This is a genomic window from Jannaschia sp. L-14R (assembly GCF_056857695.1).
Genome location: NZ_JBSXNP010000010.1, coordinates 493,730 through 518,542, shown reverse-complemented (window position 1 = coordinate 518,542; position 24,813 = coordinate 493,730). Strand labels below are relative to the sequence as shown.

Below are 24,813 nucleotides of genomic sequence, written 5' to 3'. Positions count from 1 at the left end.
CATGAATGTCCATATTCTCGACGACTGGTTCGATACGCTTCGCAGTCTGCCCTGTTTTCGCAAACTTGCGGATCACGATGTCACCGTCTGGACGGATCACCAACCCGACCCCACCGCCTTGGCCACACGTGTGCAGGCCGCCGAAGCGCTCGTTCTGTTTCGCGAACGCACCAGGATCGGCGCGGAACTTCTGGAGCGTCTGCCGAGCCTCAGACTGATCTCGCAACGCAGCGTTTATCCGCATGTCGACGTTGATGCCTGCACGGCCAACGGCGTGTTGCTCTGTTCGAACATGCATTCCGATGCGCCATCCTATGCGGCGGCCGAGCATACGCTTGCGCTGATACTGGCCAGCTATCGTCAGATCCCGCAACAGACGGCGTCGTTGCAGGCTGGCAGATGGCAGTCTGGCGTCGGGCGCACATTGCGCGGCCGGACATTGGGGCTTTATGGTTATGGTCGGATCGCCGGAGCCGTGGCAGATTACGCTAGGGCCATAGGGATGAAGGTGCAATGGTGGTCGTCGCCGGACGGGCGTGCGCGGGCCGAAGCGGCAGGCGAAACCGTTGCACCCTCGCGCGAGGCGTTCTTTGCGACTTCGGATATCATCAGCCTTCATGTGCGTCTCAAGCCTGCAACCCGTGGTCTCATTACGGCGAAAGATCTGGCTGCGATGCAATCACGCGCATTGTTCGTGAACACGTCACGTTCGGGACTGGTCGAGCCAGGTGCTTTGGAAGCCGAAATCGCCAGGGGACGTATCCATGCGGCGGTCGATGTTTTCGATCAGGAACCCCTGACCGACATTCGGAACCCCTTGCTGACCCATCCGAACGTATTGGCGACGCCGCACATCGGATATGTGACGGAAGATGAATTCGACCTGCAGTTCTCTGACATCTTCGACCAGATCAATGCTTATTCTGAAGGCAACCCGATCCACATGATCAATCCATCCGTCTGGAGCAGGGCAGAGGGTGATGCCTGAACACTGTGGGTAGTGATTCAGTCGTGCCCAGTTTCAGCCATGATGGACGCAACGAATCCGTCGCCGATCGCCCTTGCGACAAAATCGTCCAGGGCCGCGATCAGAGGAGCCTGTGGATCCGGCAGGACCATCGCTTGTCTGACCGAGGTCAGGACGCCCGGCAGGATGCGAATAGCGGGGTCATTTTCGAAGTCCTCGACAAGCGAAGCCCTCACACCGGCCACGGCGTCGCATTGGCCATCGCGAAACGCCGCGAAACTTTCTGGCGGGGTGCCCGACCGCTGGAGCCTCGCGTGTTGCAGACTAGACGTCAGGTGCATGTCATACGCCGATCCGGCCGAGGTCAGAACCTGCACACCAGAACGGTCCACGTCGTCCACATCATGAAAGTCTGAATCCGCCCGCACGGCATATGTCGCCTCGATTGTCAGATAAGGGCGGGTAAAGGCTATGGCGCGGGCGCGTTGCGGGTCGATCGCCAGAAAGCCGACGTCCCATTTATCTTGCTGCGCATCTGCGAAAACCCGCCCCGCGCCTGGATAAACGACCGGCATCATCGTTGCGCCGATCTCATCGGCCAGTCTCCTCGCCAGCGCCGGGCTGATCCCCGCAAGAGTGATCGCATCGCCCTGAACCAGCGCGCGGTTTCCGGTATTGATGGCGGTGCGCAGCACGCCATCATGCGCCAGTGCTTTCAATTCCATGTCTTTCTGCCTCACTTTCCCTGATGCTCTGGACTGCCGCGATTTCCATTTCAGGGCCGTTTTGCGGCCCGGTTCCGGAAAAACCGCGCAAACAGCGGCGCACCAAGAATGACCACGAAAATTCTTAGCACATGATGGGCAACGACGAACGCCATATCCGCCCCGACGATCAGCGCCAATACTGTCAATTCCGCCTGACCTCCGGGGGCGAATGCCAGTATGGTTTCCATTGCCGGGGCAAGCCCGAACCAAAAGATCACTTCGGCAAACACAACTGTAAGCAGCAACAGGATGACGCAAAATCCCAGGGCTGCGGTAATGCATGTGCGAATTTCGGACATCGTGACGCCCGCGTATTTGATGCCGACACTCATCCCGATGAAGAATTGTGCGGCCCAGATCGCCTCGGCGGGGGGGCGATACTGAAGAATGCCGGCAAGGCTGAAGATCGCAGCCAGCAGAAGGGGACCCAGGATCGAGGCACCGAACATTCCCAGCCGCAGTGCAACCTGCCAACCGGCGATCCCGCAGAACGCCATCAGCGCCAACTGGGGCAGGCCGATAGTAGACGCAGGCGCGCCGGGTGCATTGCTGAGATCGGCGTTCCAGACCCAACTCAGCAGAAAGGGCAGCACCACGACCACCACCATGATCCGGGTCGCATGGACCAGCGACAATATCCGCAGATTGGCACCGGCCTCTTCCCCGAACAAAACCATGTCCTGAAATCCGCCGGGCATGGATGCATAGTAACTGGTTTGAAAGTCAAAACCCCAGAGGCGTTGAAAATACGGCACACCAATCGCTCCGATGACGATGACCATAACGGGGATCATCAGCAGCGTGGGCCACATTGAGGTCATCGAGATCAGAAGGGGGGTCGTGAAAGTCGCACCGACCGCTACCCCCAAGATGGTTCGCATCGCGTCCCCGATCAGCTTGTTGCCCCGCATCGGCATTCCAATCAGCGCGGCCACAAGACAGGCCACGATGGGGCCCAGCAGAAAGGGCAGGGGGAGTTGCAAAAGCTTGAATGCAGTCACTCCCAGGGCCGCTATGGCAAGAGACGATGCGTATCCGATCACGCGCGCATGACCTTCAGCCTTTGGCGCAGCGAAGTCTGTAGATGTGTCTCGGCGGCGATGCCCGCCGCTTCCGGTTCACCCGCGCGGATGGCTGCGATGATGTCGTCGTGCTGCTGACAGACGACCTTGATCCGCGCCTCGTCCGCCAATGTCGTCGGGCCCAACAAGATGAGCGCATTGTTCAATGCGCGGGCGGATTCCAGCAAGAAGCGATTGCGCGTCGCCAGATAGACGCAGCGGTGAAAATCCTGATTGAAGGCCGATGCTACCAACGCGTCGTCCCCGGCGGCTTTGATCTGCTGGTTTACCTCTTCCAAAGCATCGATTTCCGCGTCGCTGGCATGCTTGGCGGCCATTTCGGCCGCTGTGCGTTCCAGAACGACGCGCATCTCGTATAGTTCGACGACTTCGGTCTGGGACAAGGTCCGGACGACAGCCCCGATCCGGGCGCGATGTTCGACGATACCGTCGCTTTCCAATTTGCGCAGCGCCTCGCGGATGGGGGTCCGCGACAGCGTCAATCGGTCGGCCACCTCTATTTCTCTCAACCGGTCGCCGGGCTGGTAGAGACCTTTTCGGATGGCTGCGTGCAGGCTCCGATAAGCTGCTTCTCCCTGTGAAAGGTCTTGCGGGTCCGGGCTGGTCATTCTAATAGTCCAAGTATTGTATCCACTCGGATACAATACGTTCGAAATGAAGGAATGCCAATGCCCAGATCTGTGATTGTTGTCGGAACCGGAAACGCCGCCCTGTGCGCCGCCATCGCAGCTTTGGAAAAGGGGGCAGAGGTTTTGCTTTTGGAAAAAGCCGATGAGGCGCTGGCTGGCGGCAACACGAAATATACCGCGGGGGCCATGCGCTTTGCATATGACGGCAAAGCCGACCTCTTGCCGCTGTTGCGCGACATGGATGACCCGCGCCTGCCGCAAACCGATTTCGGCAGCTATACGGTCGACAAATTCTCGGAGGACCTTTTGGGGTTCAATGACGGTCGCCCGCTCTCGCCCGAGCAGCAAAGCCTTGTGTGCCTGTCAGGTGAAACGATGCAATGGCTGGCGTCGCACGACGTTCGGTTTGAACCGATCTATACCCGGCAAAGCTTCGAGAAGGACGGGCGTCACATATTCTGGGGAGGGCTGACGCTGGCTGCACAGAATGAAGGGGTTGGCCTGTTCGACATGGAATTGGCGGCGGTCAGGCGAATGGGGGGTACCGTGCGCTACAACAGCGCAGTCACAGGGCTGATCCAGGATGGGAACCGTGTGACAGGCGTGAAAGTGGGTAAGGAAGAGATACGCGCCGATGCGGTGATCCTGGCATCCGGCGGTTTCGAAGCTGATGAAGCGTTACGCGTCAAGCACATGGGACCGAACTGGAAGGCCGCGAAAGTGCGTGGCACCCCGCACAACACCGGCGATGGGCTGAGCATGGCCGTCGCGGCGGGCGCGGCTGAATACGGTCTGTATGCGGGATGCCACGCCACACCGATGGACCTGTACATGGCGGATTTCGGAGGTTTGGATTTGCCACCGGGCGAGCGCAAAAACTACCGCAAGATATCGTATTTCCTTGGCGTAATGCTGAACGCGAACGGCAAACGCTTCGTGGATGAGGGCGCAAATTTTCGCAATTATACCTATGCGCAATACGGTGCCGCAATTCTGAATGAACCTGGACAATTCGCGTGGCAGATCTTCGACAGCAAGGTTTTCGATCTGCTTTATGCGGAATACCGGTTCCACGATGCGCATTTCGTTCAGGCCGATACGCTGGAGCAACTGGTCACACAATTGAAAGGAGTGGATGCGGCCGCCGCGCTCGAAACACTCCATGCCTACAATGCCGCTGTGGACGACGACGTGCCTTTCGACCCGACAATTCTCGATGGCAAAAGCACGAAGGGGCTTTCGCTTGCCAAATCACACTGGGCACAGCGCATCGACCATGGCCCGTTTCGCGCGTTTCCGGTCACGGGGGGGATCACCTTCACCTATGGCGGGTTGAAAGTGGACGATTCTGGAAATGTCCTTGCTGAGACCGGGCATCCGATAGACGGACTCTTCGCTTGTGGTGAGATTGTGGGCGGTGTCTTTTTCGCAGGTTATCCGGGCGGCTCCGGTCTGACATCCGGCGCCGTATTCGGGCGGCGCGCAGGTTATGGGGCTGCTTCGGCCTGATTAAATCGGACAGTAGTGACTTTCCGGGGTCGAATGGATTCTACACGAAAAGGTCGATGGTGCTGACCATCTGATAAATCTTGAAGGCCGTCATGACCTTATCTTCGATGCCGTATTGAAGCGCATGAAGATACGTATTGTCTTCGCTTCCGTTTGAATGGAACGTCGGTTCCGTTCCGCGCGCCCTGAACTGGCCCGCTGCAGGGCCAATTTTCCGCACCGTCTTTGCCCATCTAACGAGGGGTGAAGACGACCGCGACGCATATCGTCAATCTGAGGTCGGCGGCACGACACCGCTACGGCTCACGATCGCATCCGCGCGAAGGAGGGATCGTAGGGGCCGGAGTCGATGACCGTTGCGGCCACGCTTCGACCGAGGATGTCGACGGCAAGGGATGTGCCGGTCGCGGCCAGGGTCGGCTCGACGAAAGCGTAGGCGAGGTTGAGCCCGGTCCGGTGGCCCCAGTCCCCGGATGTCACCGTGCCGACGATGTCCGCGCCCGCCCGGACCGACGTTCCTGCATGTGCCGGGGCGTCGTTGGTATCGACGACGAGCGTGACGAGCTTCCGCCGTGGTCCGGTCTCGGAGCGAGCGAGCAAGGCCGGTTTGCCGACGAAATCGGGCTTCTGGAGCCGGACAAACCGGTCCAGCCCCGTTTCGAACGGGTCGAACTCCGTCAGGATATCGGCCTTCCAGTGCAGAAACCCCTTCTCAAGGCGCATCGATTCGATGGCGCGCGACCCGAAAAGGCGCAGGCCGTGCGGCTCGCCGGCGCGGCGCAGCGCGGCAAAGGCCGCGTGCAGGCTTTCGTTGGGCACATGGATCTCGTAGGCGAGTTCGCCCGAGAAGCTGACGCCGAGGACCGTCGCCGGAGCGATGCCGACATATGCTTCCCGTATGGACAGCCACGGAAACGCCTCCCGCGTCCAGTCTCCGCGCGCAGCCGCGGAAAGGACGTCCCGCGCCCGCGGCCCGGCCAGTACAAGGATCGTCTGAGCGTTGGTCAGGGAGCGTATGCGGACGTCGTCGTCCGGACGCAGGTGCGAGACCAGCCAGTCCATGTCGTGATATTCCGACGCCGCAGCCGAGCCGTACCAGACCCGGTCCGGCTCGCGGTCGGACGCGGGGATGTTGGCCAGCGTCGCCTCGGCCTTCAGCAGGCCGTGGTGGTTCAGCAGATAGCCCAGCCCGACGCGGCCCGGCTTGCGCGGGACCGCGCCGCAGACCATCCGGTCGAGAAAGGCGTGGGTGTCGGCACCGGTCAGCTCGAACCGGTTGAAGCCGGACACTTCGGTGAGACCGACGCCGGTCGCGACGGCGTTCACCTCTTCGGCGACGACGGCATGGACCTCGTTGAACCGGAAGCTCAACGTTTCTTCGAAATCCGGCGATGGCTTGATGTAGTCGATGCGTTCCCACCCGTTGACAGTGCCGAATTCCGCCCCCTCGGATGCCAGAAAGGTCGTCAGGGGCGTCGTCTTCATGGGACGCCCCGCCGGGCGGTGCTCGTGGGGCAGGTGGAAACGGAATTCGTTCTGGTAATCCTCGACCGCCTTCAGCGCCGTCAGTTCAACCGTTGCGTGGCCGGTGAAACGGCGTGGGTCGATGACCCAGGTGTCGTACTCCGCCTCGCCGTGAACGATCTGCTGCGCGAGGAGCCAGCCGTGACCGCCGCCCTCGCCCAATCCGGCACGAAGGCCGACGATGCAGAACGCGTTGCGCTTGCCGGGGATCGGCCCGACCAGCGGCGCGCCGTCGATCGTGTAGGTGATCGGGCCGTTGACCACCTCGCGGATCCCCGTCTCCATTAGCGCGGGCATCCGCGCGAAGGCACCTTCCAACACGTCGGTCACACGGTCGAGGTCGTCGGGGCAGAGCGCGTTCGAGAAATGCGGGTCGATCCCGTCCATGCCCCAGGTCCGGCACTCCTGCTCGTAGAAGCCGATGAGCAGGCCGCTCTTCTCTTGGCGGCAATAATAGTCGCTGATCGGGCAGCGCAGCAGCGGCATCCGATGGCGGGCGTCGGTGATGGCCGGGATGTCCTCGGTCAGGAAGTACTGGTGCTCCATCGAGGCGACCGGGTGGCTCACGCCCATCATCGCGCCAATCTCGTTGCAGCGATAGCCGCCGGCGTTCACCACGATTTCCGCCCGGACATCGCCCTTGGCGGTATGGACTGTCCAGCTGTGGTCGGGATGCTGCGTCAGGCCGGTGACGGGCGTATGGCGGTTGACCTCGGCACCGGCCAGACGCGCGCGACGGGCCAGTGCCTGGCAGAGTTGCGCCGGGTCGATATGGCCGTCGGTCGGATCCCAGAGGCCGCCCAGCAGGTTGTCGGTCGAGATCAGCGGGTGGCGGCGACCGCACTCGATGGCGTCGATGACCTCGAGTTCCACACCCATCCCGGCGGCCATCGACGCGAAATGCCGATAACCGTCCATCTGCGCCTGCGTGTTTGCAAGCCGGATACCGCCATCGCCGTGATTATAGCCGACGGGGTAATCCGGATCGTCGCGCAACTCCTTGTAGAGTGCGATGGAATGACTCTTCAGCCCCACCATCGTCTGCGTCATGCCAAAGTTCGTGACCTGCGCCGCCGAGTGCCAGGTTGTCCCGGAGGTCAGCTCGTCGCGCTCGATCAGCATGACGTCCGTCCAGCCTTCCTGAGTGAGGTGGTAGAGCGTCGAACACCCCGCGATCCCGCCGCCGATGACCACAACCCTAGCTTGATCCCGCATCCGTACCTTGCTCCTCGATTGGCCGCGACCCCGTCTCTGAACCATCAAGGACCGGAATCCAATCGAGGCAAGTCCCAAAGGACAGTTTCGAAATGATGCGAACTCTGTTCCGAGACCGACTGCCTGCCTGAGCGGTGCTGTCTCAGTCCGACGGGTCGAGTGTTGCGAACACGCCAGCGAGCCAGGGATACGCGGCGATGATGGGGCCGACCTCGCTCTGGGCGACGATGCTGCGTAGAAGTGCGGCGATCGCATGTGCGACGGGCCGATCGGAATCGCTCCGCGACATCAGCGAGATCCGCCGCGCGAAGACGGGGAGCGGAAGCGGATGCAGGGCAACGCGCTCGGCGAAGCGCTGCGCGCGCGCGAATCCGAGGGGTGTGATGATGGACCAACCGTTCCCGTCCGCGACGATCGCCAGGATCGACTGCACGCTGTCGAAGGCATAGCGGTCGGGCAACGTGATCCGGTTGCGGGCGAGATGGGCCTCGACCTGCATCCCGATCAGGTGTTCGCGATTGAACCGCAGGAACGGTAGCGCATCGCTGCCATCGAGCAGGGCGACCGGATCGAAACCGGCGTTCTTTTGCATAACCAGAACGAACGGATCGCGCAGCAGCGGATCGCAGATAAGACTCTCGGCCCGGCTCTCCGGTTCGGATGCGATGGCAACGTCCAGTTCGTCTTGGTTCAGAAGGCCAGGCACCTCATGGCTCAGGATGCTGCGGATCGAGAGCTTCGCGTTCGGCATTTGGCCCGCGAGCGCCGTGGCCAGTCCGGGGGTCACGCGGGCCTCGAAATCCTCGATAATGCCGATGCGAAGGGCGCGCGCGCCCAGCAATCCACCGATGGCCGTGGCACTCGTCGCCCGCCGAAGATGGTCCAGGCCCTGGGACAGGTGATGGAGGACTTCCCGGCCTTCGCGGGTTAGGACGAGCGGCCGCGAAGAGCGATCGAGCAGAGCCGTGCCGAGCTGCTCCTCCAGCCGCGCGACGTGATGCGATACCGAGGATATCGACAGCTTCATTTCAAGCGCCGCCTGTCGCATCGACCCTGACAGGGCGACTTTCTCGAAGGCCTCCAGCGCTTGCAGGGGAGTTCGGGGGAGCGGCATGGCGACGATCCATGGTTCCATCAATATCGGAACCATCGCGGCGCAATCGGGAGCTGTCAATCGATGCCGTCGGCGATAGAGGAAACCTCGAGCCCGAACCGCCACACTCTATCTGATCGCGTCATGTGGAAGAGGCCGGTTCAAATCTCGGGCACCTGCGAGCGCATCCACGACAAGATCGTCGCATCTCGCAAGAAGGGGATCTGGACCTGTCGCGGTTTGATGCCGCTCCTTGCCGTGTGACTTCGGAAAGAAGGTCTCAAGCCGCTCCATCTGCGCGTCGGTAAGCCAATAGAGATCACTCATGTCACCACTCCTTTTTCGGAGCAGTGAGTCAGAAGTTCGAACCAGTATCAATGGGTTCTGACCCTAGACTCAAAATCCGAAATGGATGGGCCTGAAGGTCAGGCTGACCCGCTCAGACGCGTCGATCGCCTGCGCAGGGCCTCAAGCGTGAAAAGCAATGTAGCGGACAGGACGACAAGCAGGGTCGCCACGGCAAGAATTGTCGGATTGATCTGTTCGCGCAGTCCCGAAAACATCTGCCTTGGAATTGTGCGCTGTTCTGGTCCTGCCAGAAACAGCACCAGTACGACCTCATCGAATGACGTCACAAAGGCAAACAGTCCGCCCGCGATGACGCCGGGCCGGATCAACGGGATGACGATGTCCCAGAATACCTTGACCGGTTGTGCACCAAGGCTCAGGCCCGCACTGAACAGGGACCTGTCAAACCCGCTCAGCGTGGCCGTGACAGTGATGATGACAAAAGGGACCCCCAGGGCGGCATGGGCGATGATCAAGCCCGTAAAGGTGCCGACCAGATTGAACCTGGTATAGAAAAAGAACATGCCCGCTGCGATGATGATCAGAGGCACGATCATAGGGGACAGCAAAAGCGCTGTGATCAAGCGCTTGTATGGCATCCAGGGCGAGGACAAGCCGACTGCGGCCAGTGTTCCAAGGGTCGTGGCGATCAACGCCGCCGCGATCCCGACCGCAAAGCTGTTCCGGATCGCCAACTGCCATTTCTGATCGTCCAGGATCTCCTGATACCAGCGCAGCGAATAGGCATCGGGGTCCAGCGACAACATGCCTTCGGTGAAGGTGAAGAATGGCTCGGAGTTGAAAGACAGTGGCATGATCACGAGGATCGGCAGCATCAGGAAGACCAGCACCAGAAACGCGACCACCCGCAACGCGTAGTGGCCTGAATAATGCCAGAAAGAGTAATATTCGGGAAACCGTTTCATTATCTATCCCAGTTTGATGTTATCGGCACCGACAAGGCGATCAAACAACCAGTAGAGCAACAAGATGAGCACCAGCAGGAGCGACCCCAGTGCGGCGGCCAGCTCCCAATTGTTGGATTGCTGCATATGGAATGCAATAATGTTGGAAATCATCTGCCCGTCGGTCCCGCCAACCAAAGCAGGCGTGATGTAGTAGCCCACCGATATGATGAACACCAAAAGCGCCCCTGCCGATAAGCCTGGCAGGCTCATGGGCAGAAAGATCCGATACCAGGCTCCAAGCGGTCGGCTTCCCATCGAAATGGCAGCCCGCATGAAACTCTGATCAATCCCGCGCATGACCGCATAAAGCGGGAGGACCATGAACGGCAGAAGGATATGCGTCATTGCAATGATGGTCGAAAATTCGGTGTAAAGTAATTCGAGCGGTTGATCGATGACCCCTATAGCCATCAATGTGGAGTTCACGACGCCGTTTGTTTGCAGCAGTGCGATCCATGCCGTGGTCCGTACCAATAGCGAGGTCCAGAATGGAAGAAGTACAAAGACCATCAGGAAATTAGCCAGCCCGTCCGACGCCTGCGCCATGAAGAAGGCAAGCGGATAGCCCAGCACAATTGTCAGGACCGTGATGATGAGGGCCATACGCAAAGTCTTGATATAGAGTTTCACGTAAATCTGCGTATCGCGTTGGGCGATGCTGCCGTCAGCCTTTCGTTCAAGGTCGACAGATGTCAGGTAATAGCTTGAGGAATAGACCTGCCCTGCGGATCTCAAGGCATGCCATGTGGCCGGATCTGCCCAGCGGTCGTTGGCCTCCAGCAGAAGGGATGCACCGTTTGCGGCGATCTCGGTATCCTCCACCCGGCGCAGACTTCGCGCTGTGGATTTGACGACGCTCGACATACCAGGCAGCGCCCGGTTGATTTCATCTGCAAGCTGACCGGACGTGCGATCGTTCGCCATCCGTTTCATGTCTGACGCGAACTGGATCAGAACAGTCTCGTCCGGTGTGGTTTCGCCAGACCAGTCGTCAAGTGCGGCCAATGTGTCGGGCACGAGATTTGCGACGGTCGGATTGTGCACACTGCGGAACAGCATCGTCGTGATCGGGGCTACAAAGGCAAAGACGATAAAAATCAGCAAAGGCACCACGAACAGGAACGCCTGTAGCCTGCGCTTGCGCACTTCGCGCGCCGCATTGCGGGCGTCGGCGGGATCCAATCGGTGTGGTGCTGTGGTCATGATATAATTTCTGACGCCCCCCGCACCTCAGGACGGCGCAGGGGGCAGCGGCTCATTGCAGCAGCCATTCGTTGAACTTCTCGCCAAGGCTTTCGCCGAAGTCGGCCCAGAAGATACCGTCGGCTTTCAGACCTTCCTCAAGGTGGGCCGTCGGCAAATCCTGCTTTACGCTTTCGGGCAGGAGCGCCTGGGCCGAGCGACGTGTGGGGCCATAGGCAACATCCTGCATCCCCGACAGCGGCACAGTCCGGGTGGCGAACTGGATGAACTCCATCGCCTTGTCCTTGTTGGGTGTGCCCTTCATGATCGCCCAGACGTCAAGGTCGTAGACGTGGCTGTCCCAGACGATGCTGAACGGCGCGCCGTCGTCCTGAATGGCCGCGAAGATGCGACCGTTGGCGGATTGCACCATCTGCGCACCGCCATCGTTCAGCAGAACGGGAGCCTGCGACCAGCTATCGTACCAGACGATGTCTTCCTTGATCGTATCCAGCTTTTCGAAGGCCCGAGCCTGCCCTTCTTCGGTCGACAGCAGATCATAGACATCTTCGCGAGCGACGCCATCGGCGATCAGGGCCCATTCCATGTTGACCTGCGGACGCTTGCGCAGGCCTCGCTTGCCGGGGAAGGCTTCGGTGTCAAAGAACTCTGCAATGGTTTGCGGACCGGGACCGTTTTCGGTGTTCACCGCAAAGACGACCGACCAGACGATATTACCGACGCCGCATTCATTGGCCAAAGCGTCTTCAATGAAATCGTCCGCCGCAGGGGTGCCGTCGTCACCGTCGGGCAGGGTGCTTTGATCGATGACCTCGAGATATCCCTCGGCGCACGCACGTTCGAGGTCGATCACCTCGATATCAACGACGTCCCATTGGATATTGCCGGCTTCGACCTGCGCCTTCATCTCGGCGATGCCGCCGCCATAATCTTCAAACAGGATATTCGTGCCGGTCTCGGCCACGAAAGGATCGATCATATGCTCCTTCTGTGCGGCGCCATAGGCCCCGCCGAAGGAGGTCACTGTCAGATCCTGTGCCACGACGGGGCTGGCAGTCAGCGCCAAGGTGGCAAGTAACGTCAGATGTTTTTTCATCGGTTTCTCCTTGTCAGTCCGGGCGTTTTGCAGGACCCCGGTTTGTCCTGTGTCACCTACCCGGCAGGGAAGGCGATGCAATCGGATGCCAGCCAAAGCAGCTGGGCCTCTGCGCCATTGTCGAAATCTGGCGCGGATAAGTCATTCAAAACCTTGACGATAATATCTGTGCCGTCAGTCAGCTTGAAGTAATAACGTATGAAATCGCCGACGTAGATGCGGGTATTGAACCGTACAGTCAGGGCGTTGTCATAGTCGTGGTTTGTGGGCGGGATGAACAGCTTTTCAGGCCGGATCGACACCCGGCATGCGCTGCCCTCGGTCAAGCCTTCCGCTGCCTGCGCGACAATCGTGCCGCCGTCAGTCTGGACCTTCGCGCTCGTTGCATCGCGCGTAATGACCGTGCCGGGGATAAAATTGTTCTCACCGATAAATTCCGCAACAAAAGCGTTCGCCGGATGCTCGTAAAGCTCGGCCGGTGGGGCGCATTGTTGTACAATCCCATCGTTGAAGACAGCGATCCGACTGGACATCGACAGAGCCTCGGTCTGATCGTGGGTCACGTAGATTACAGTGAATCCCATTTGTTTGTGCAGACGGGTAATCTCGAACTGCATCTGTTCACGCAGGTTCTTGTCCAGCGCGCCAAGCGGTTCGTCCATCAGGATCAAAGTCGGCTCGAATATCATCGCCCGCGCCAGGGCCACGCGCTGCCGTTGCCCCCCCGACAGTTGCCCCGGACGCCGGTCTCCGAACTCCGACAACTCAACCAGATCGAGGTATTCCGCCACCCTGTCCCTAACCTGGGCCTTGGGCAATTTGCGCACCTTCAGCGGATAGGCCAGGTTTTCGGCCACTGTCATATGTGGAAACAAGGCATAGTTCTGAAAGACCATGCCGATGTTGCGCTTGTTCGGCGCTGTCTTGTTGATCGACTTGCCGGCAATGGCGATATCGCCCGAAGTGACGCTTTCGAACCCGGCAAGCATCATCAATACGGTGGTTTTGCCTGACCCCGACGGCCCGAGAAGCGTGATAAACTCACCATCTCGTACGTCCATGTCAAAGCCCTTAACCACGAGGTTTTTCTGGTCATAGCTTTTCTTGACGTTGTCGAAACGCAGGAAGGTTTCCGGTCCAGTGTCTTTCATATCTTTGCGAGCACCCCCCAGTGACTGCATCGACTTAAACAGGTGTCGTGCGACCTGACAACAACAAGCCACCGCAGTCACGACCTGATATCAAAGAGATTTTTTAAATAATTTTTTATTTCAATTGCTTGTATGAGGCGGGCTCGGCAAGGAGACATCATCACGCCAACCTGTTCTGTGGTGCAGCCTTCCAGTCGAAGCGATCTGCCACAAGAAAGTACAGGATAGCACTTTGAGCGATAGGCGGACCTGAAGGGACAGTATCCGAGAGGACTGGCGGAGGTCGGGCGGCCTTCATGCGGTGCGTGCCACGTCCTTCCATTGTCCAACCAGATGAGCCGTACGCCGCGTTAACGCGACGCGACGCGACGCTGCGCTATGGCTGGGCCGGGACGGTCCGCGCTTTCTGCGGACGAGGCTCTGGTCATAATTGTTCATGCACGCGCATGAATTCACGACATGAAGCGTCCACAGTCAAGGTTGGGAAAAAACGCCGATCCGAAGTAAAATCAATTACCTGTAAGAATAAGTGGCAGCCCGTAGGGGAATCGAACCCCTCTTTCCAGGTTGAAAACCTGGCGTCCTAACCGATAGACGAACGGGCCATTCTCTGGCGTGAGGGGTTCTTAGGCGAGGGGTCCTGAGCCTGCAAGCGGTTTTTGGCAGTCTGGTCGACGGAATTTCCCGTCGTGATCCGGTTGTCTTCAGCGCTCTGTTTCCGCGACCAGCACTACATCCTCCAGCTTCAGCTGCACATCTTCGCGGCCCTGCCAACGGTTCATTTCCAATCGACCGGCGACATGAAGCGGCGCACCGGCGGCGCGGTCGATTGCGGCGGCGATTCCACTGGCACTGGCACGGAAGGCGATGGCGTCCAGACGGCCCGGTCCGCCACCTGTGAAGGTAACCTTCAGATGCCCGTCACCCACAGGTCGGGCGTGGGCCACGCGCAGATCCGGGAAGGCGAAACGTGGCGCCGATGCGCCCTGGCCGAATGGCCCGGCCTGTTCCAGTTTCGCGATCAGATCGCGGGTCGCCGCAGCGGGCATCAGGGTCGCGTCGATAATCAGGTCACGGGGGCCGGTGCGGTCGGCCCCCTGACGCGCCAGCAGGTCCGACAGGCGGGCCATCGCTGCGTCGATCTTGTCGCCAGCCACCGTCAACCCGGCCGCCATCCGGTGGCCCCCGCCTTTCACCAGCAGGCCCTCGGCGGCCAGTCGCTGCACGGCCGCACCAATGTCGACGCCCGCGATGGACCGGGCCGAACCTTGACCGAAGCCGTCCTCGCGGATGCCGATCACGACAGAGGGACGGTTGCTTGCCTCCTTCAGACGAGACGCCACAATACCCACAACGCCAGGGTGCCAGCCGTCGCCAGAGGCCCAGGCCAGCGCGCCGCCGTCGGCCAGTCTGTCCATTGCCTGTTCCAGCGCGATCTCGGTTACACGCGCTTCGATCGCGCGGCGTTCGCCATTCAATGCGTCCAGCCGTTCGGCCAGAGCTGCCGCTTCGGCGTCGTCGTCGGTCGACAGAAGGCGCGCGCCCAGATCCGACGCGCCGACACGCCCGCCCGCGTTGATACGCGGCCCCAGCAGATAGCCAAGGTGGTAGGACGTCGGCGGGCCGTCCATGCGGGCGACGTCGGCCAAGGCGCGCAGGCCGGGTCGACGGCGGTCGCGCAGCACCTTCAGTCCCTGCTGCACCAAGGCGCGATTCACCCCGACCAGAGGCGCGACATCGGCCACGGTGGCAAGGCCCACGAGATCGAGCATAGCCATCAGGTCCGGCCCGGTCGTGCCGTCGGCTTTCAGGCGTCGGTTCGCCTCGACCAGACACAGAAAAACGACGGCGGCAGCACAGAGATGGGCAAGCGTGCCATCCTCGTCCTGCCGGTTCGGGTTCACCACGGCCACTGCGGGGGGCAGGGTCTCGCCGCCCAGATGGTGGTCCAGGACGATGACGTCGGCCAGGCCGTCGGCGGCGGCCAGCGCCTCGTGGGACAGGGTGCCGCAATCGACGCATATGATCAGATCGTGGTTGCGGGCCAAGGCGGCGATAGCGGGTGCGTTGGGGCCATATCCTTCGTCGATGCGGTCTGGGACATAGGTTGTGGCCACCCGCCCCAGACCGCGTAACCACCAGACCAGAAGGGCCGCAGATGTCCCACCGTCTACATCGTAGTCGGCGAAAATCGCGATCCGCTGACGATTTTCAACTGCAACCAGTATGCGATCGGCAGCGGTTCCCATATCGCGGAGTGTCAAAGGATCGGGCAGCAGGTTGCGCAGCCGTGGTTCAAGAAAGCTGGCGACCTCATCGGGCGGTACACTGCGCCGCGCAAGATGGCGTGACAGGGCGAGGGGCTGGCCGGTCTGGGCTATAGCTTCGGCAAAACGCTCCTGTTCGGGCGTCAGGCCGACCCAGCGACGGCCTGTGGCAGAGGAGGTGACGCCAAGCCAGCCCACGTCAGAACTGGCCGGTCAGACCGGGTTCCGATAGATCATGCGCCGGACCGAGCCGGTTTTGGACCGCATCAGGATCGTCTCGGCGGTAAGATACCCAACCTCCCGCTTGATGCCTGCGACGATCGACCCGTCGGTGACCCCGGTCGCGGCGAAGATGACGTCCTTGGTCACCAGGTCGTCGCGTGTATAGACCCGGTCGAGGTTGGTGATGCCAGCCTTCGCCGCGCGCGCCCGTTCGTCGTCGTTGCGGAAGGTTAGGCGGCCGAACATCTGTCCGCCCATGCATTTCAGGGCGGCTGCCGCCAGCACGCCCTCGGGTGCTCCCCCTGATCCCATGTACATGTCGATGCCGGTCTTGTCGGCTTCGGCGCAGTGGATGATGCCAGCAACGTCGCCATCGGTGATCAGACTGATGGCGCAACCGGTCGAACGCAGTTCCGCGATCATATCTTCATGCCGGGGGCGTTCCAGAACGCAGACGGTGATATCCTCGGTCGAACAGCCCTTGGCGGCGGCCAGCGCATTGACGCGTTCGGCAGGTGACATATCCATCGTGACGACACCGGTGCGGTAACCTGGACCGATCGCCAGCTTGTCCATATAAACGTCGGGTGCATGCAGCATCGAACCACGTGGGCCCATCGCAATGACTGTCAGGGCGTTGGGCATGTCCTTGGCGGTCAGCGTGGTGCCTTCCAACGGATCCAGGGCGATATCCACTTCGGGCCCTTTGCCGGTACCAACCTCTTCCCCGATATAGAGCATGGGTGCTTCATCCCGCTCACCTTCGCCGATGACGACGGTGCCAGCGATATCAAGCAGGTTCAGCTGATCGCGCATGGCATTGACGGCGGCCTGATCGGCGGCCTTTTCATCGCCGCGCCCGATCAGGCGCGCCGAAGCAAGAGCTGCCGCCTCGGACACACGGGCAAGCCCGAGGGAGAGCATCCGGTCGTTGAAATCGGGCTGGGCCATGGGAAATATCCTGAATTTGATGTCGCGACCGGCTTAGGTCGCCTTGTTCACCGGGGCAAGGCAGGCGGACCGGACTGTGGGCGCTAACATGCGGAAACGCGCGTCAGACACCCTCGGAAGACGCGGCCCAGAGGTTCAGCCCCTTTTCGCCTGACAGCTCATCGATGCGCGAGAGTTCGTCGTCGGTGAACGCCAGATTGTCCACGGCACCTGCGCAGTCGACCACCTGCTCCGGCTTTGACGCGCCAATCAGGGCCGTCGTCACGCCACCGCGCAGCACCCAGGCGATGGCCATTTGCGCCAGGGTCTGACCGCGTGATTGCGCGATGTCGTTCAGACCGTTCAGCGCCTTCACCATTTCGGGTGTAACGGCATCGGGGTTCAGCGATTTGCCTTGTGTCGCACGGCTGCCTTCGGGGACGCCGGACAGGTACTTGCGCGTCAGCAGGCCCTGCGCCAGCGGCGTGAAGGCAATAGAACCGATGCCTTCCTCGTCCAGCGTCTCAAGCAACCCGTCGCGTTCGACCCAGCGGTTCAACATGTTATAGCTGGGCTGGTGAATCAGGCAGGGTGTGCCGAGGTCGCGCAGGATCGCTGCCGCCTCGCGCGTGCGCTCTGAGTTATAACTGCTGATCCCGGCATAAAGCGCACGGCCCGAGCGGACGATGTGATCCAGTGCGCCCATGGTTTCTTCCAGCGGAGTGTCGGGATCGAAACGATGCGAATAGAAAATATCGACGTAATCCAAGCCCAGCCGCTTCAGCGATTGGTCGCAGGAGGCAATCAGGTACTTGCGGCTACCCCACTGTCCATAGGGGCCAGGCCACATCAGGTATCCGGCCTTGGAGGAAATAATCAACTCGTCCCGATAGCCCGTGAAATCTTCCCGTAGGATCTGACCGAAGGCCAGTTCCGCGCTGCCGGGCATCGGGCCGTAGTTATTTGCAAGATCGAAGTGCGTGATGCCCTGGTCGAAGGCCGTACGGCAGATGTCGCGCTTGACCTGATGCGGTGTGTCGTCGCCGAAGTTGTGCCACAGGCCCAGCGATACGGCAGGCAGCTTCAGCCCGGACTTGCCGCAGCGGCGATAGGACATCGTATCGTAACGTGTGTCGGAGGGTGTATAAGTCATGTCGGATACCTCAGGGGGTCTGGATTTGCAGGGCGATGGGGTCGCCATTCACGACGCCCGTGGCCACGACGCCTTGCAACGCCGCACTCAGGTCCGACGGCGCGCAGGGATGCGTGACGATCAGGACAGGGGCGTCGTCGCCGGGATGATCGTATTGGCGCATCCGGTCGATGGAAATGCCGGATTGGCCCAACACTGTCGCAACACGGGCGAGTGCTCCGGGCTCGTCCCGCAGCGACATGCGCAGGTAATGCGCACATTCGGTTGCGGCATTGGCACGGACGGGCTTGGTCAGCGTGGCGGCGGGCTGCCCGAAAGGGGGCAGGGTGAATCCACGCGCAATGTCGCAGACGTCGCCCATCACCGCGCTTGCCGTTGGGCCCTCGCCCGCGCCCGCGCCACGCAGGACAATCTGCCCCACGGCGTCGCCTTCGATGACGACCATGTTTGTACCGCCCTCCAACTGACCTAATGGACTATCGGCGGGCACCAGTGTCGGTCGCATCGACTGTTCGACCCCGGCGGCGGTGATCCTCGCCTCGCCCAGCAGCTTGATGCGATAACCCATGTCGCGGGCACGGTGGATGTCGTCGATGCTGACCCGTTCGATCCCCTGCAACTGCACGCCGTCGAAATCGACCTGTGTGCCGAAGGCAATGGCCGACAGGATCGCCAGCTTGTGCCCGGCGTCGATACCGCCGACATCGAGGTTCGGGTCGGCTTCCAGATAGCCCAGGGCGTCCGCTTCCTTGAACACGTCGGCATAGGGAAGGCCGGACGATTCCATGCGCGTCAGGATATAATTGCAGGTGCCGTTCATCACGCCCGACACGCGGGTGATTGCATTGCCCGCCAGTCCTTCGACAAGCGTCTTTACGACCGGAATGCCGCCTGCGACCGCGGCTTCGAACCGCAGGGCGGCGTCATTCGCCTCGGCCAGTTCAGCCAGCGCCTGACCGTGCAGTGCCAGCATCGCCTTGTTGGCCGTGACGACCGGTTTACCTGCCGCCAGCGCCGCCTCGGTCGCGGCTTTCGCCGGACCATCCGATCCGCCCATCAATTCGACAAACAGGTCCACATCTTCGCGCCGAGCCAACGTCACGGGGTCGTCTTCCCAGCCATATCCCGACAGATCGACGCCACGATCCCTGTTGCGTGACCGGGCCGATACCGCGGTGATCGAAACAGCGCGTCCTGTGCGTGCGGTCAGCAAAGCTGCATGTTCCTGTACGATCCGTACGACGCCCACGCCTACGGTGCCGAGCCCTGCTATGCCGAGGCGAAGGGGTTGGATCGTCATGCGCATTGCTCCGGGAAAATGTGTAGAATTCGCTTTGGGTAGCGGCTGAGGGCAGGGGGTGCAACGGTCCGGCGACCGGAGGAGGTCTGACCGGATCGGCTCCGAGGTCAGAGGGGAATTGCGCGCAACCTCTCGGCCCGTTCCCGCAGGCGCCTGCCGCGGGCGGCCAGATCTCCGGTGCCGGGCGATGCAATCGTGGTACGCGACAGAGCGGCAGCGCGGCCCTGCAATTCAGACTGTGCCGCGGCGGCTCGCGAAGCGCGGCTGCCCTCGGCCAGAATCGCGTCCAGCGGCACGAGAACCGGAAAGGTCTGCGCCCGCGCCTTGGCCGAGATGGAGGCGTCAACGGGCGGCAGGTTCGGGTCGCAGGCCGCCAGCAGCAGCATCAGGGGCAGGGCGCGTATCATCGCCGCGACCCTAGGACGGTCGAGTGGAAGCGACAAGATGGCTTGGAATTGAACACCCGTTCGGTTTATTCCTTGGCATGGCCAGACCCAGCGGATCAGATGCAGGCGTGACCGGACCCCGCGTGCGCGCGGCGGCGGAACGATTGTTCGCAAAGTTCGGATATGCCGCCGTGTCTATGCGCCAGATCGCCGCCGACGTCGGGATCGGGGCTGGCGCGCTGTATCACTATACGCCCGACAAGCAGAGCTTGCTGAGCCGCCTGATGCGCGATCACCTGGAGGAGCTTTTAGATGCATGGGACGCGGTGGACCCCGGCGGTGATACGGTCGCGCGGTTGGAGGCCTTCGCGCGGTTTCATATCCGATTTCACCTGGACCGCCCGGATGCCGTTTTCATCGCCTATATGGAGTTGCGGTCGCTGGAGCCCGGATCTTTCGCCGCAGTGGAAACTCTGCGTCGCAGGTATGAAGCCGTTCCCGAAGGGATCCTGCGCGACGGTGTTGCGGCAGGCAGGATGAAGGTCGGTGACGTCAAGCTGGGCGCAATGGCGTTGATCGCGATGCTGACCGGCGTGAACACATGGTATCGCGACGGCGGGCGTTTGGACCGCACCGCCGTCGAGGAAATCTATGCCAATATGGCGCGCGGCATGGTCGGCGTTGGCTGATCGCCTCAGGCGCGTTCCGAATATTCCATCGTCTCTGTGTTCACGATGATGTCCTCGTCCTGGCCGACGAAGGGCGGGACCATGACGCGAACGCCATTGTCCAGAAGCGCGGGCTTGAAGCTATTGGCGGCGGTCTGACCTTTGACCACAGGCTCGGTCTCGACGATCTTGCATGTCACTTTTTGCGGCACTTCGGCGGACAGCGGCTCATCGTCGTAGTATTCGACCTTCACCATCATGCCATCCTGCAGGAACGGGCGGCGTTCGCCCAGAATATCGGCATCGATTTCGACCTGATCGTAGGTCGTGGTATCCATGAAGACGAGGCGACCATCGGTCTCGTACAGAAACTGCTGGTCCTTCTGCTCCAGCCGCACCCGCTCCACCTTGTCGGCGCTGCGAAACCGTTCATTCAGCTTGGACCCGTTGCGCAAATTGCGCATCTCGACCTGCGCGAAGGCGCCGCCCTTGCCGGGCTTTACATGATCGACCTTGACCGCCGACCACAGGTGTCCGTCATGTTCGAGAATGTTGCCGGGACGGATTTCGTTGCCGTTGATCTTGGGCATGGGACGCGCTTTCGGTTGGACCTTGTGTCACCGGCGTCCTTATCCGCCGGAGCGGGTGCAGACAAGCGACGGCGTGGGCCTGCAGTGCCGGTCACACGGTAGTTTCGAAATGTCGAGAGGGGCGAATCCCGATGCCTCAGTCGAATGCGTCAGAAAAGTGACAAAACCTTGATTGATTAACGGCAAGGGCCATATATTGTTCGAATACACCCTGTGCAGGACCAAAACTTGGTATCGGGCCGCGATTGCCATGAGTATTTCGCATGCGAGGTATTCTGATATCGCATAGCTCGAATCAAGTTGCTGTGCTAGGACGACGCACCGGGGAAGATGCAAGAACAATATGGAGAGAGCGGGATGACTGACTTTGTCGACGCGACAGCGTTCAATTTCGAACAGGGACAACGGGCACGCAAGTTGTTTGCCGCAGTGGTGCTGGCCGCGCTGGATGACGCCATCTCCGACGACAAGAAATTCGGCAACGGCCCGGAGCAGATTGCTCGCTGGGCCCGCTCCCGCGATGGTCGCGAAGTGCTGTCCTGCGCTGGCATAGACCCGAACGAGCGTGTGGTGTCGGGTCTGATGGAATTTGTCAGCCGGGGTGTTCGTACTTCCGTCGCCCTCTCGCGCGAAGAAAGCGAACGTCGTCAGGCCGCCGAACTGGCCGAAGCCGCCGAAGCCGCCTGAGAATCATTGTCTGGAATTGGAAAGGGCGTCGGATATATCCGACGTCTTTTTGTTGTTTGCCAGCTAGTTACGAGACGACATTCAGTCGAATTCTTCGGACGCCAGCAACTGTCGTATTTCGCGACGGACCAGCTTGCGAACGTTGCGGGTGATGCGCTCGCCCAGTTCGCCGGATAATTCCTGCCGGACGATCTCGGAAATCAGGTCACGCAGGGCATCGTCCCCGTTCAACGCCGATGACAGATCGGCCAGCGCGTCCCGATCAGGGGCGGTATTCGCCTCCGTCTCGGGGGATGCGATGTCCATGTCCCGCTCGACCGGGATCGCATCGGTCGGCATTTCGGCCTCGTAATCCGTGTCTTCGGCATAGTCATCAGACAGATCCACTGTTGCGGAACCATCCTCGACCTGCGCTTCGACGGCGGATTTGGTGTGAACAAATGCAATGGGGTCCACCGCTTCCGGCGGGGTTTCGTCGTCGGCCCAGATCACGGTCCGACCCGCGTCGGGCGTCTGGACATCGTCGTCGGACAAATTCACCAGATCGCCGGTGATCGCCGCCACATCATCCGGCAGCGCGTCCGTCAGATGTTCCGCGTCTCGCCCGTCCCGTTCTTCCTGTGCGAGTGTGCGGATCATCTGAAACGGGTCTTCGGGTTCCGTTACACGTTGCGAGGCGTCCAGGACGAGGGTCGGGCCATCGGGCGGCGGTGTTCGCGCAGTGCCCGGTTCATTCGCGACCAGTCGCCGAATGGACGACAACACGTCTTCGATATCATGTGTCTGTGCCATTGCCCTCGTCCCGTTCTGCTGGTCCGGCAATCGTAGCACGCGCCGCAGGGGGGCCGTCCACGAACAACTGCCTTAAAGTGTTAATTGCGCCGTCAGTTGCGACCGAAACGCCGCAACACCGAATCCAGTCGATTGCCTTGTGTCGATGGGCGCGCGCCCGGGACCGCGCGCGGCGCGTTGGACACTGTGTTGTAATAATCCGTCGGGTCATAGCGTTCGACAGACAGGCCCAGATGCTCGGTCGTCAAAAGACCGATCGCGGCCAGCACGTTGTAGACGGCGAATTGCGCATCCGTCTCTGCCGTGATCAGCGAGGTGCGGGCGTCGAGGAGTTCCTGCTCGGAGTTCAGAACATCCAGCGTCGTTCGCGCACCCAGTTGAGCCTCCTCGCGGAAGCCGTCGAAGGCCAGTTGCGCCGATCGTACGCCTTGCCGGCTTGCCGTGATCTGCGCCCGTGCGACCTCTAGTCCGGCCCATGCCTGACCCACCCCGTCGACGATCGTGCGGCTGATCTGACCCAGATTGGATCGCGAGGCTTGCGCCTGTGCTATAGCCTGCCGTTGCAGCGCGGGCAGGCGACCACCGGTATAGATCGGGATACTGCCTGTCACACCTATGCTTACACTGTCAGTGTTCAGACGTGTCCGCCCGGCGCTGGCCTGAAGGCCGACGGACGGACGACGGTCCGCTGCCCGTGCGTCCGCCAGGAGAGTCAGGGCCGTGATGTCATACTGAGCGGCGGCGATCAGAGGATGGACCTGCAGCGCCAGAGCCTGCGCACGCTCGACCGAGGGGGGCAGGGTCGGGGGCGTCGGCGGGGATTGCAGGGCACCGACAGGCAGGCGCCCGACCGTCAGGCGATATTGTTCCCGCGCAACGTCGACCTGACCCCGGGATGCAGCCAGCTGAGATTGCGATGCCGCGAGGCGCGATTGCGCGATGGCCACGTCAGTCCGTGTCACTTCACCGACCTCGAACCGGTCCTGTGCTGCGCGCAACTGCTGCGTGATCAAGCCGACGTTGCTTTCACGAACGTCGACGATCCGCGCAGCCAGTCGAAGGTTCAGATAGGCATTGATGGCATCCAGCAAAACGCCCTGTTCTGTCTGGATCAGACCATAGCGCGCACTCAGAACAGCTTCCTTGGCCGCCCCGATCCGCAGGTTCCGCTGCCCGCCATCGGCGAGCGTATATTCAAGGACCAGCGACAACGATCCGCTCGTCGACGTCAGTTGACCACCGAAATCAGAAAATGTCGCAGTTTTCCCGTAACTTGCCTGAAAATTCACAACCGGGCGAAGGGCCGAAACGGCAATTGCAACATCCTCGTCGGTGGCGCGCAACAGGTAGCGCTGCTGCTCCAGCAGGGGCGAGTTGCGATAGGCTTCAATCAGGGCATCGCTCAACGTATCGGCAGCGGCAGGAAGCGTCAGAAGAATCGCCAGCGCCGTGGCTACCGCCCCGCGAAACGCCCGATCCGGGCGTCGCAGCATCACAGAACGAACTCCGCGGCTTCTGCGAAGCCAGGCAGGATCGGGCCCCCCGCATTAAAGGCGAACCGCCACCCCAGATGACCGTCCACCAAGCGTCCGACGCGGACTTCGCCATTGGCCCCGTCCATGAAGATGGCAGCAATCCGTCCGCCTTCGCCCAATTGCCCCAGTATGGCGTCGGGGATTTTCTGAACTGCGCCTTCGATCAGAATGACGTCGAAAGGACCGGGTTTTGCGGCCCCTTCGGACAGCGCGCCCTGGAGCACGACAGCGTTGTCGACTTCGGCCTGGGCCAATGCGGCTTCGGCATCCGTCGCAAGCTGGACATCCTCTTCGACCATGACAACCGACTCGGCCATCCGGGCCAGAACGGCGGCGGAATAACCCAGGCCTCCGCCAATGATCAGAACCTGATCGGACGCCTGAATGTCCAGCGCATCCAGCATCTTGGCAAAGACGCGGGCTTCCGGCATCTCGCGCCCGTCGGCCAGCTGCACGGGGCCGTCCATATAGGCGACGGGCTGCGCAGCTTGTGGAACGAAGGCCTCGCGTTCGACGTCGAGCATGGCGGAGATGATCGGAAACTTGGTCACATCCGACGGGCGAACCTGCGTATCAACCATGATCGTTCGGAGTGTCTGCGTTGCGGCAATCATAATCTAAGCCCACGGGTATGATTTCGTCTCACGCCCAAAAAGCATGTCTTCCAGTTCGCTGCAACGTGAAAGCCCCTTTGGGTTCGCCACAGGCGCTTGCAGGCCGGGATCAGGAGC

Annotated in this window: 22 protein-coding genes, 1 tRNA gene and 2 pseudogenes; 4 read left to right on the top strand and 21 right to left on the bottom strand. The window is 61.1% G+C overall.

Features of this window, described 5'->3' with window-relative positions; all coding sequences use genetic code 11:
* The first annotated feature begins 1 nt into the window (after position 1).
* Positions 2-988 carry a D-2-hydroxyacid dehydrogenase family protein gene (locus AC13C2_RS10890; RefSeq protein ID WP_482886812.1) on the top strand — a complete coding sequence of 329 codons (987 nt, stop codon included), beginning with the start codon at positions 2-4 and terminating at the stop codon, positions 986-988.
* Positions 989-1,005: 17 nt separating this feature from the next.
* On the opposite strand, the gene AC13C2_RS10885 is transcribed toward AC13C2_RS10890, so the two are convergent.
* From AC13C2_RS10885 to AC13C2_RS10875, 3 genes are read right to left on the bottom strand one after another with little or no spacing between them, the layout of a single operon-like run.
* Positions 1,006-1,692, bottom strand: coding sequence for a transporter substrate-binding domain-containing protein (locus tag AC13C2_RS10885; protein ID WP_482886811.1), 687 nt, complete (start codon positions 1,690-1,692; stop codon positions 1,006-1,008).
* A 50-nt stretch (positions 1,693-1,742) separates the two neighbouring features.
* Positions 1,743-2,777 carry an AbrB family transcriptional regulator gene (locus AC13C2_RS10880; protein WP_482886810.1) on the bottom strand — a complete coding sequence of 345 codons (1,035 nt, stop codon included), beginning with the start codon at positions 2,775-2,777 and terminating at the stop codon, positions 1,743-1,745.
* Positions 2,774-3,424: a GntR family transcriptional regulator gene (locus tag AC13C2_RS10875; protein ID WP_482886809.1), complete on the bottom strand. Its 651-nt coding sequence runs from the start codon at positions 3,422-3,424 to the stop codon at positions 2,774-2,776. The genes AC13C2_RS10880 and AC13C2_RS10875 overlap by 4 nt, the downstream gene beginning before the upstream one ends.
* Before the next feature lie 60 nt (positions 3,425-3,484).
* Here AC13C2_RS10875 and tcuA point away from each other — a divergent pair, with 60 nt between their 5' ends.
* Positions 3,485-4,954, top strand: coding sequence for an FAD-dependent tricarballylate dehydrogenase TcuA (gene tcuA, locus AC13C2_RS10870; protein WP_482886808.1), 1,470 nt, complete (start codon positions 3,485-3,487; stop codon positions 4,952-4,954).
* A 303-nt stretch (positions 4,955-5,257) separates the two neighbouring features.
* Here tcuA and AC13C2_RS10865 read toward each other — a convergent pair whose 3' ends face one another.
* The 14 genes and pseudogenes from AC13C2_RS10865 to AC13C2_RS10800 form a co-directional block, all read right to left on the bottom strand.
* The gene (locus tag AC13C2_RS10865; protein ID WP_482886807.1) at positions 5,258-7,693 is read right to left on the bottom strand and encodes a GcvT family protein; all 2,436 of its coding nucleotides are present in this window, start codon (positions 7,691-7,693) and stop codon (positions 5,258-5,260) included.
* A gap of 142 nt (positions 7,694-7,835) precedes the next feature.
* Complete coding sequence (locus AC13C2_RS10860; protein ID WP_424337774.1) at positions 7,836-8,807, bottom strand: LysR family transcriptional regulator; 972 nt, start codon at positions 8,805-8,807, stop codon at positions 7,836-7,838.
* Between the two features lie 225 nt (positions 8,808-9,032).
* A pseudogene (locus AC13C2_RS10855) lies at positions 9,033-9,113 on the bottom strand (IS5/IS1182 family transposase); the annotation flags it as partial.
* Positions 9,114-9,211: 98 nt separating this feature from the next.
* Positions 9,212-10,060, bottom strand: a complete 849-nt coding sequence (locus AC13C2_RS10850; protein ID WP_482886806.1) for an ABC transporter permease — start codon at positions 10,058-10,060, stop codon at positions 9,212-9,214.
* 3 nt (positions 10,061-10,063) lie between these two features.
* A complete protein-coding gene (locus tag AC13C2_RS10845) occupies positions 10,064-11,305 on the bottom strand; it encodes an ABC transporter permease (protein ID WP_092761770.1) in 1,242 nt (413 codons plus the stop codon).
* A gap of 52 nt (positions 11,306-11,357) precedes the next feature.
* Complete coding sequence (locus tag AC13C2_RS10840; RefSeq protein ID WP_092761768.1) at positions 11,358-12,401, bottom strand: ABC transporter substrate-binding protein; 1,044 nt, start codon at positions 12,399-12,401, stop codon at positions 11,358-11,360.
* A gap of 56 nt (positions 12,402-12,457) precedes the next feature.
* Positions 12,458-13,552, bottom strand: a complete 1,095-nt coding sequence (locus tag AC13C2_RS10835; protein ID WP_092761766.1) for an ABC transporter ATP-binding protein — start codon at positions 13,550-13,552, stop codon at positions 12,458-12,460.
* 225 nt (positions 13,553-13,777) lie between these two features.
* A pseudogene (locus tag AC13C2_RS10830) lies at positions 13,778-13,902 on the bottom strand (IS5/IS1182 family transposase); the annotation flags it as partial.
* A gap of 180 nt (positions 13,903-14,082) precedes the next feature.
* Positions 14,083-14,157, bottom strand: a tRNA-Glu gene (locus AC13C2_RS10825).
* 99 nt (positions 14,158-14,256) lie between these two features.
* Entirely contained in the window at positions 14,257-16,017 is a 1,761-nt protein-coding gene (gene recJ, locus AC13C2_RS10820) for a single-stranded-DNA-specific exonuclease RecJ (RefSeq protein ID WP_482886805.1), read from the bottom strand.
* Positions 16,018-16,032: 15 nt separating this feature from the next.
* Entirely contained in the window at positions 16,033-16,992 is a 960-nt protein-coding gene (gene glpX, locus AC13C2_RS10815) for a class II fructose-bisphosphatase (protein WP_092761762.1), read from the bottom strand.
* 103 nt (positions 16,993-17,095) lie between these two features.
* Positions 17,096-18,124, bottom strand: coding sequence for an L-glyceraldehyde 3-phosphate reductase (gene mgrA / locus AC13C2_RS10810; RefSeq protein ID WP_482886804.1), 1,029 nt, complete (start codon positions 18,122-18,124; stop codon positions 17,096-17,098).
* A 10-nt stretch (positions 18,125-18,134) separates the two neighbouring features.
* Complete coding sequence (locus AC13C2_RS10805; RefSeq protein ID WP_474521830.1) at positions 18,135-19,424, bottom strand: homoserine dehydrogenase; 1,290 nt, start codon at positions 19,422-19,424, stop codon at positions 18,135-18,137.
* Between the two features lie 107 nt (positions 19,425-19,531).
* Positions 19,532-19,831, bottom strand: a complete 300-nt coding sequence (locus AC13C2_RS10800; protein ID WP_339640900.1) for a hypothetical protein — start codon at positions 19,829-19,831, stop codon at positions 19,532-19,534.
* A gap of 77 nt (positions 19,832-19,908) precedes the next feature.
* Here AC13C2_RS10800 and AC13C2_RS10795 point away from each other — a divergent pair, with 77 nt between their 5' ends.
* Complete coding sequence (locus tag AC13C2_RS10795; protein WP_482886803.1) at positions 19,909-20,499, top strand: TetR/AcrR family transcriptional regulator; 591 nt, start codon at positions 19,909-19,911, stop codon at positions 20,497-20,499.
* Positions 20,500-20,504: 5 nt separating this feature from the next.
* Here the strand turns inward: AC13C2_RS10795 and efp are convergent, their stop codons facing one another.
* Positions 20,505-21,068, bottom strand: coding sequence for an elongation factor P (gene efp / locus AC13C2_RS10790; protein WP_092761754.1), 564 nt, complete (start codon positions 21,066-21,068; stop codon positions 20,505-20,507).
* Positions 21,069-21,425: 357 nt separating this feature from the next.
* On the opposite strand from efp, the gene AC13C2_RS10785 reads away from it, so the two are divergent.
* Positions 21,426-21,755 (top strand): DUF6280 family protein, encoded by a 330-nt coding sequence (locus tag AC13C2_RS10785; RefSeq protein WP_092761752.1) that lies wholly within the window; start codon positions 21,426-21,428, stop codon positions 21,753-21,755.
* 81 nt (positions 21,756-21,836) lie between these two features.
* Here the strand turns inward: AC13C2_RS10785 and AC13C2_RS10780 are convergent, their stop codons facing one another.
* The 3 genes from AC13C2_RS10780 to AC13C2_RS10770 form a co-directional block, all read right to left on the bottom strand.
* Entirely contained in the window at positions 21,837-22,547 is a 711-nt protein-coding gene (locus AC13C2_RS10780) for a hypothetical protein (protein ID WP_339640896.1), read from the bottom strand.
* A gap of 92 nt (positions 22,548-22,639) precedes the next feature.
* Positions 22,640-24,040 (bottom strand): TolC family outer membrane protein, encoded by a 1,401-nt coding sequence (locus AC13C2_RS10775; RefSeq protein WP_482886802.1) that lies wholly within the window; start codon positions 24,038-24,040, stop codon positions 22,640-22,642.
* Entirely contained in the window at positions 24,040-24,663 is a 624-nt protein-coding gene (locus AC13C2_RS10770; RefSeq protein ID WP_245737549.1) for a protein-L-isoaspartate O-methyltransferase family protein, read from the bottom strand. Before AC13C2_RS10770 ends, AC13C2_RS10775 begins: the two co-directional genes overlap by 1 nt.
* Positions 24,664-24,813 lie beyond the last annotated feature (150 nt).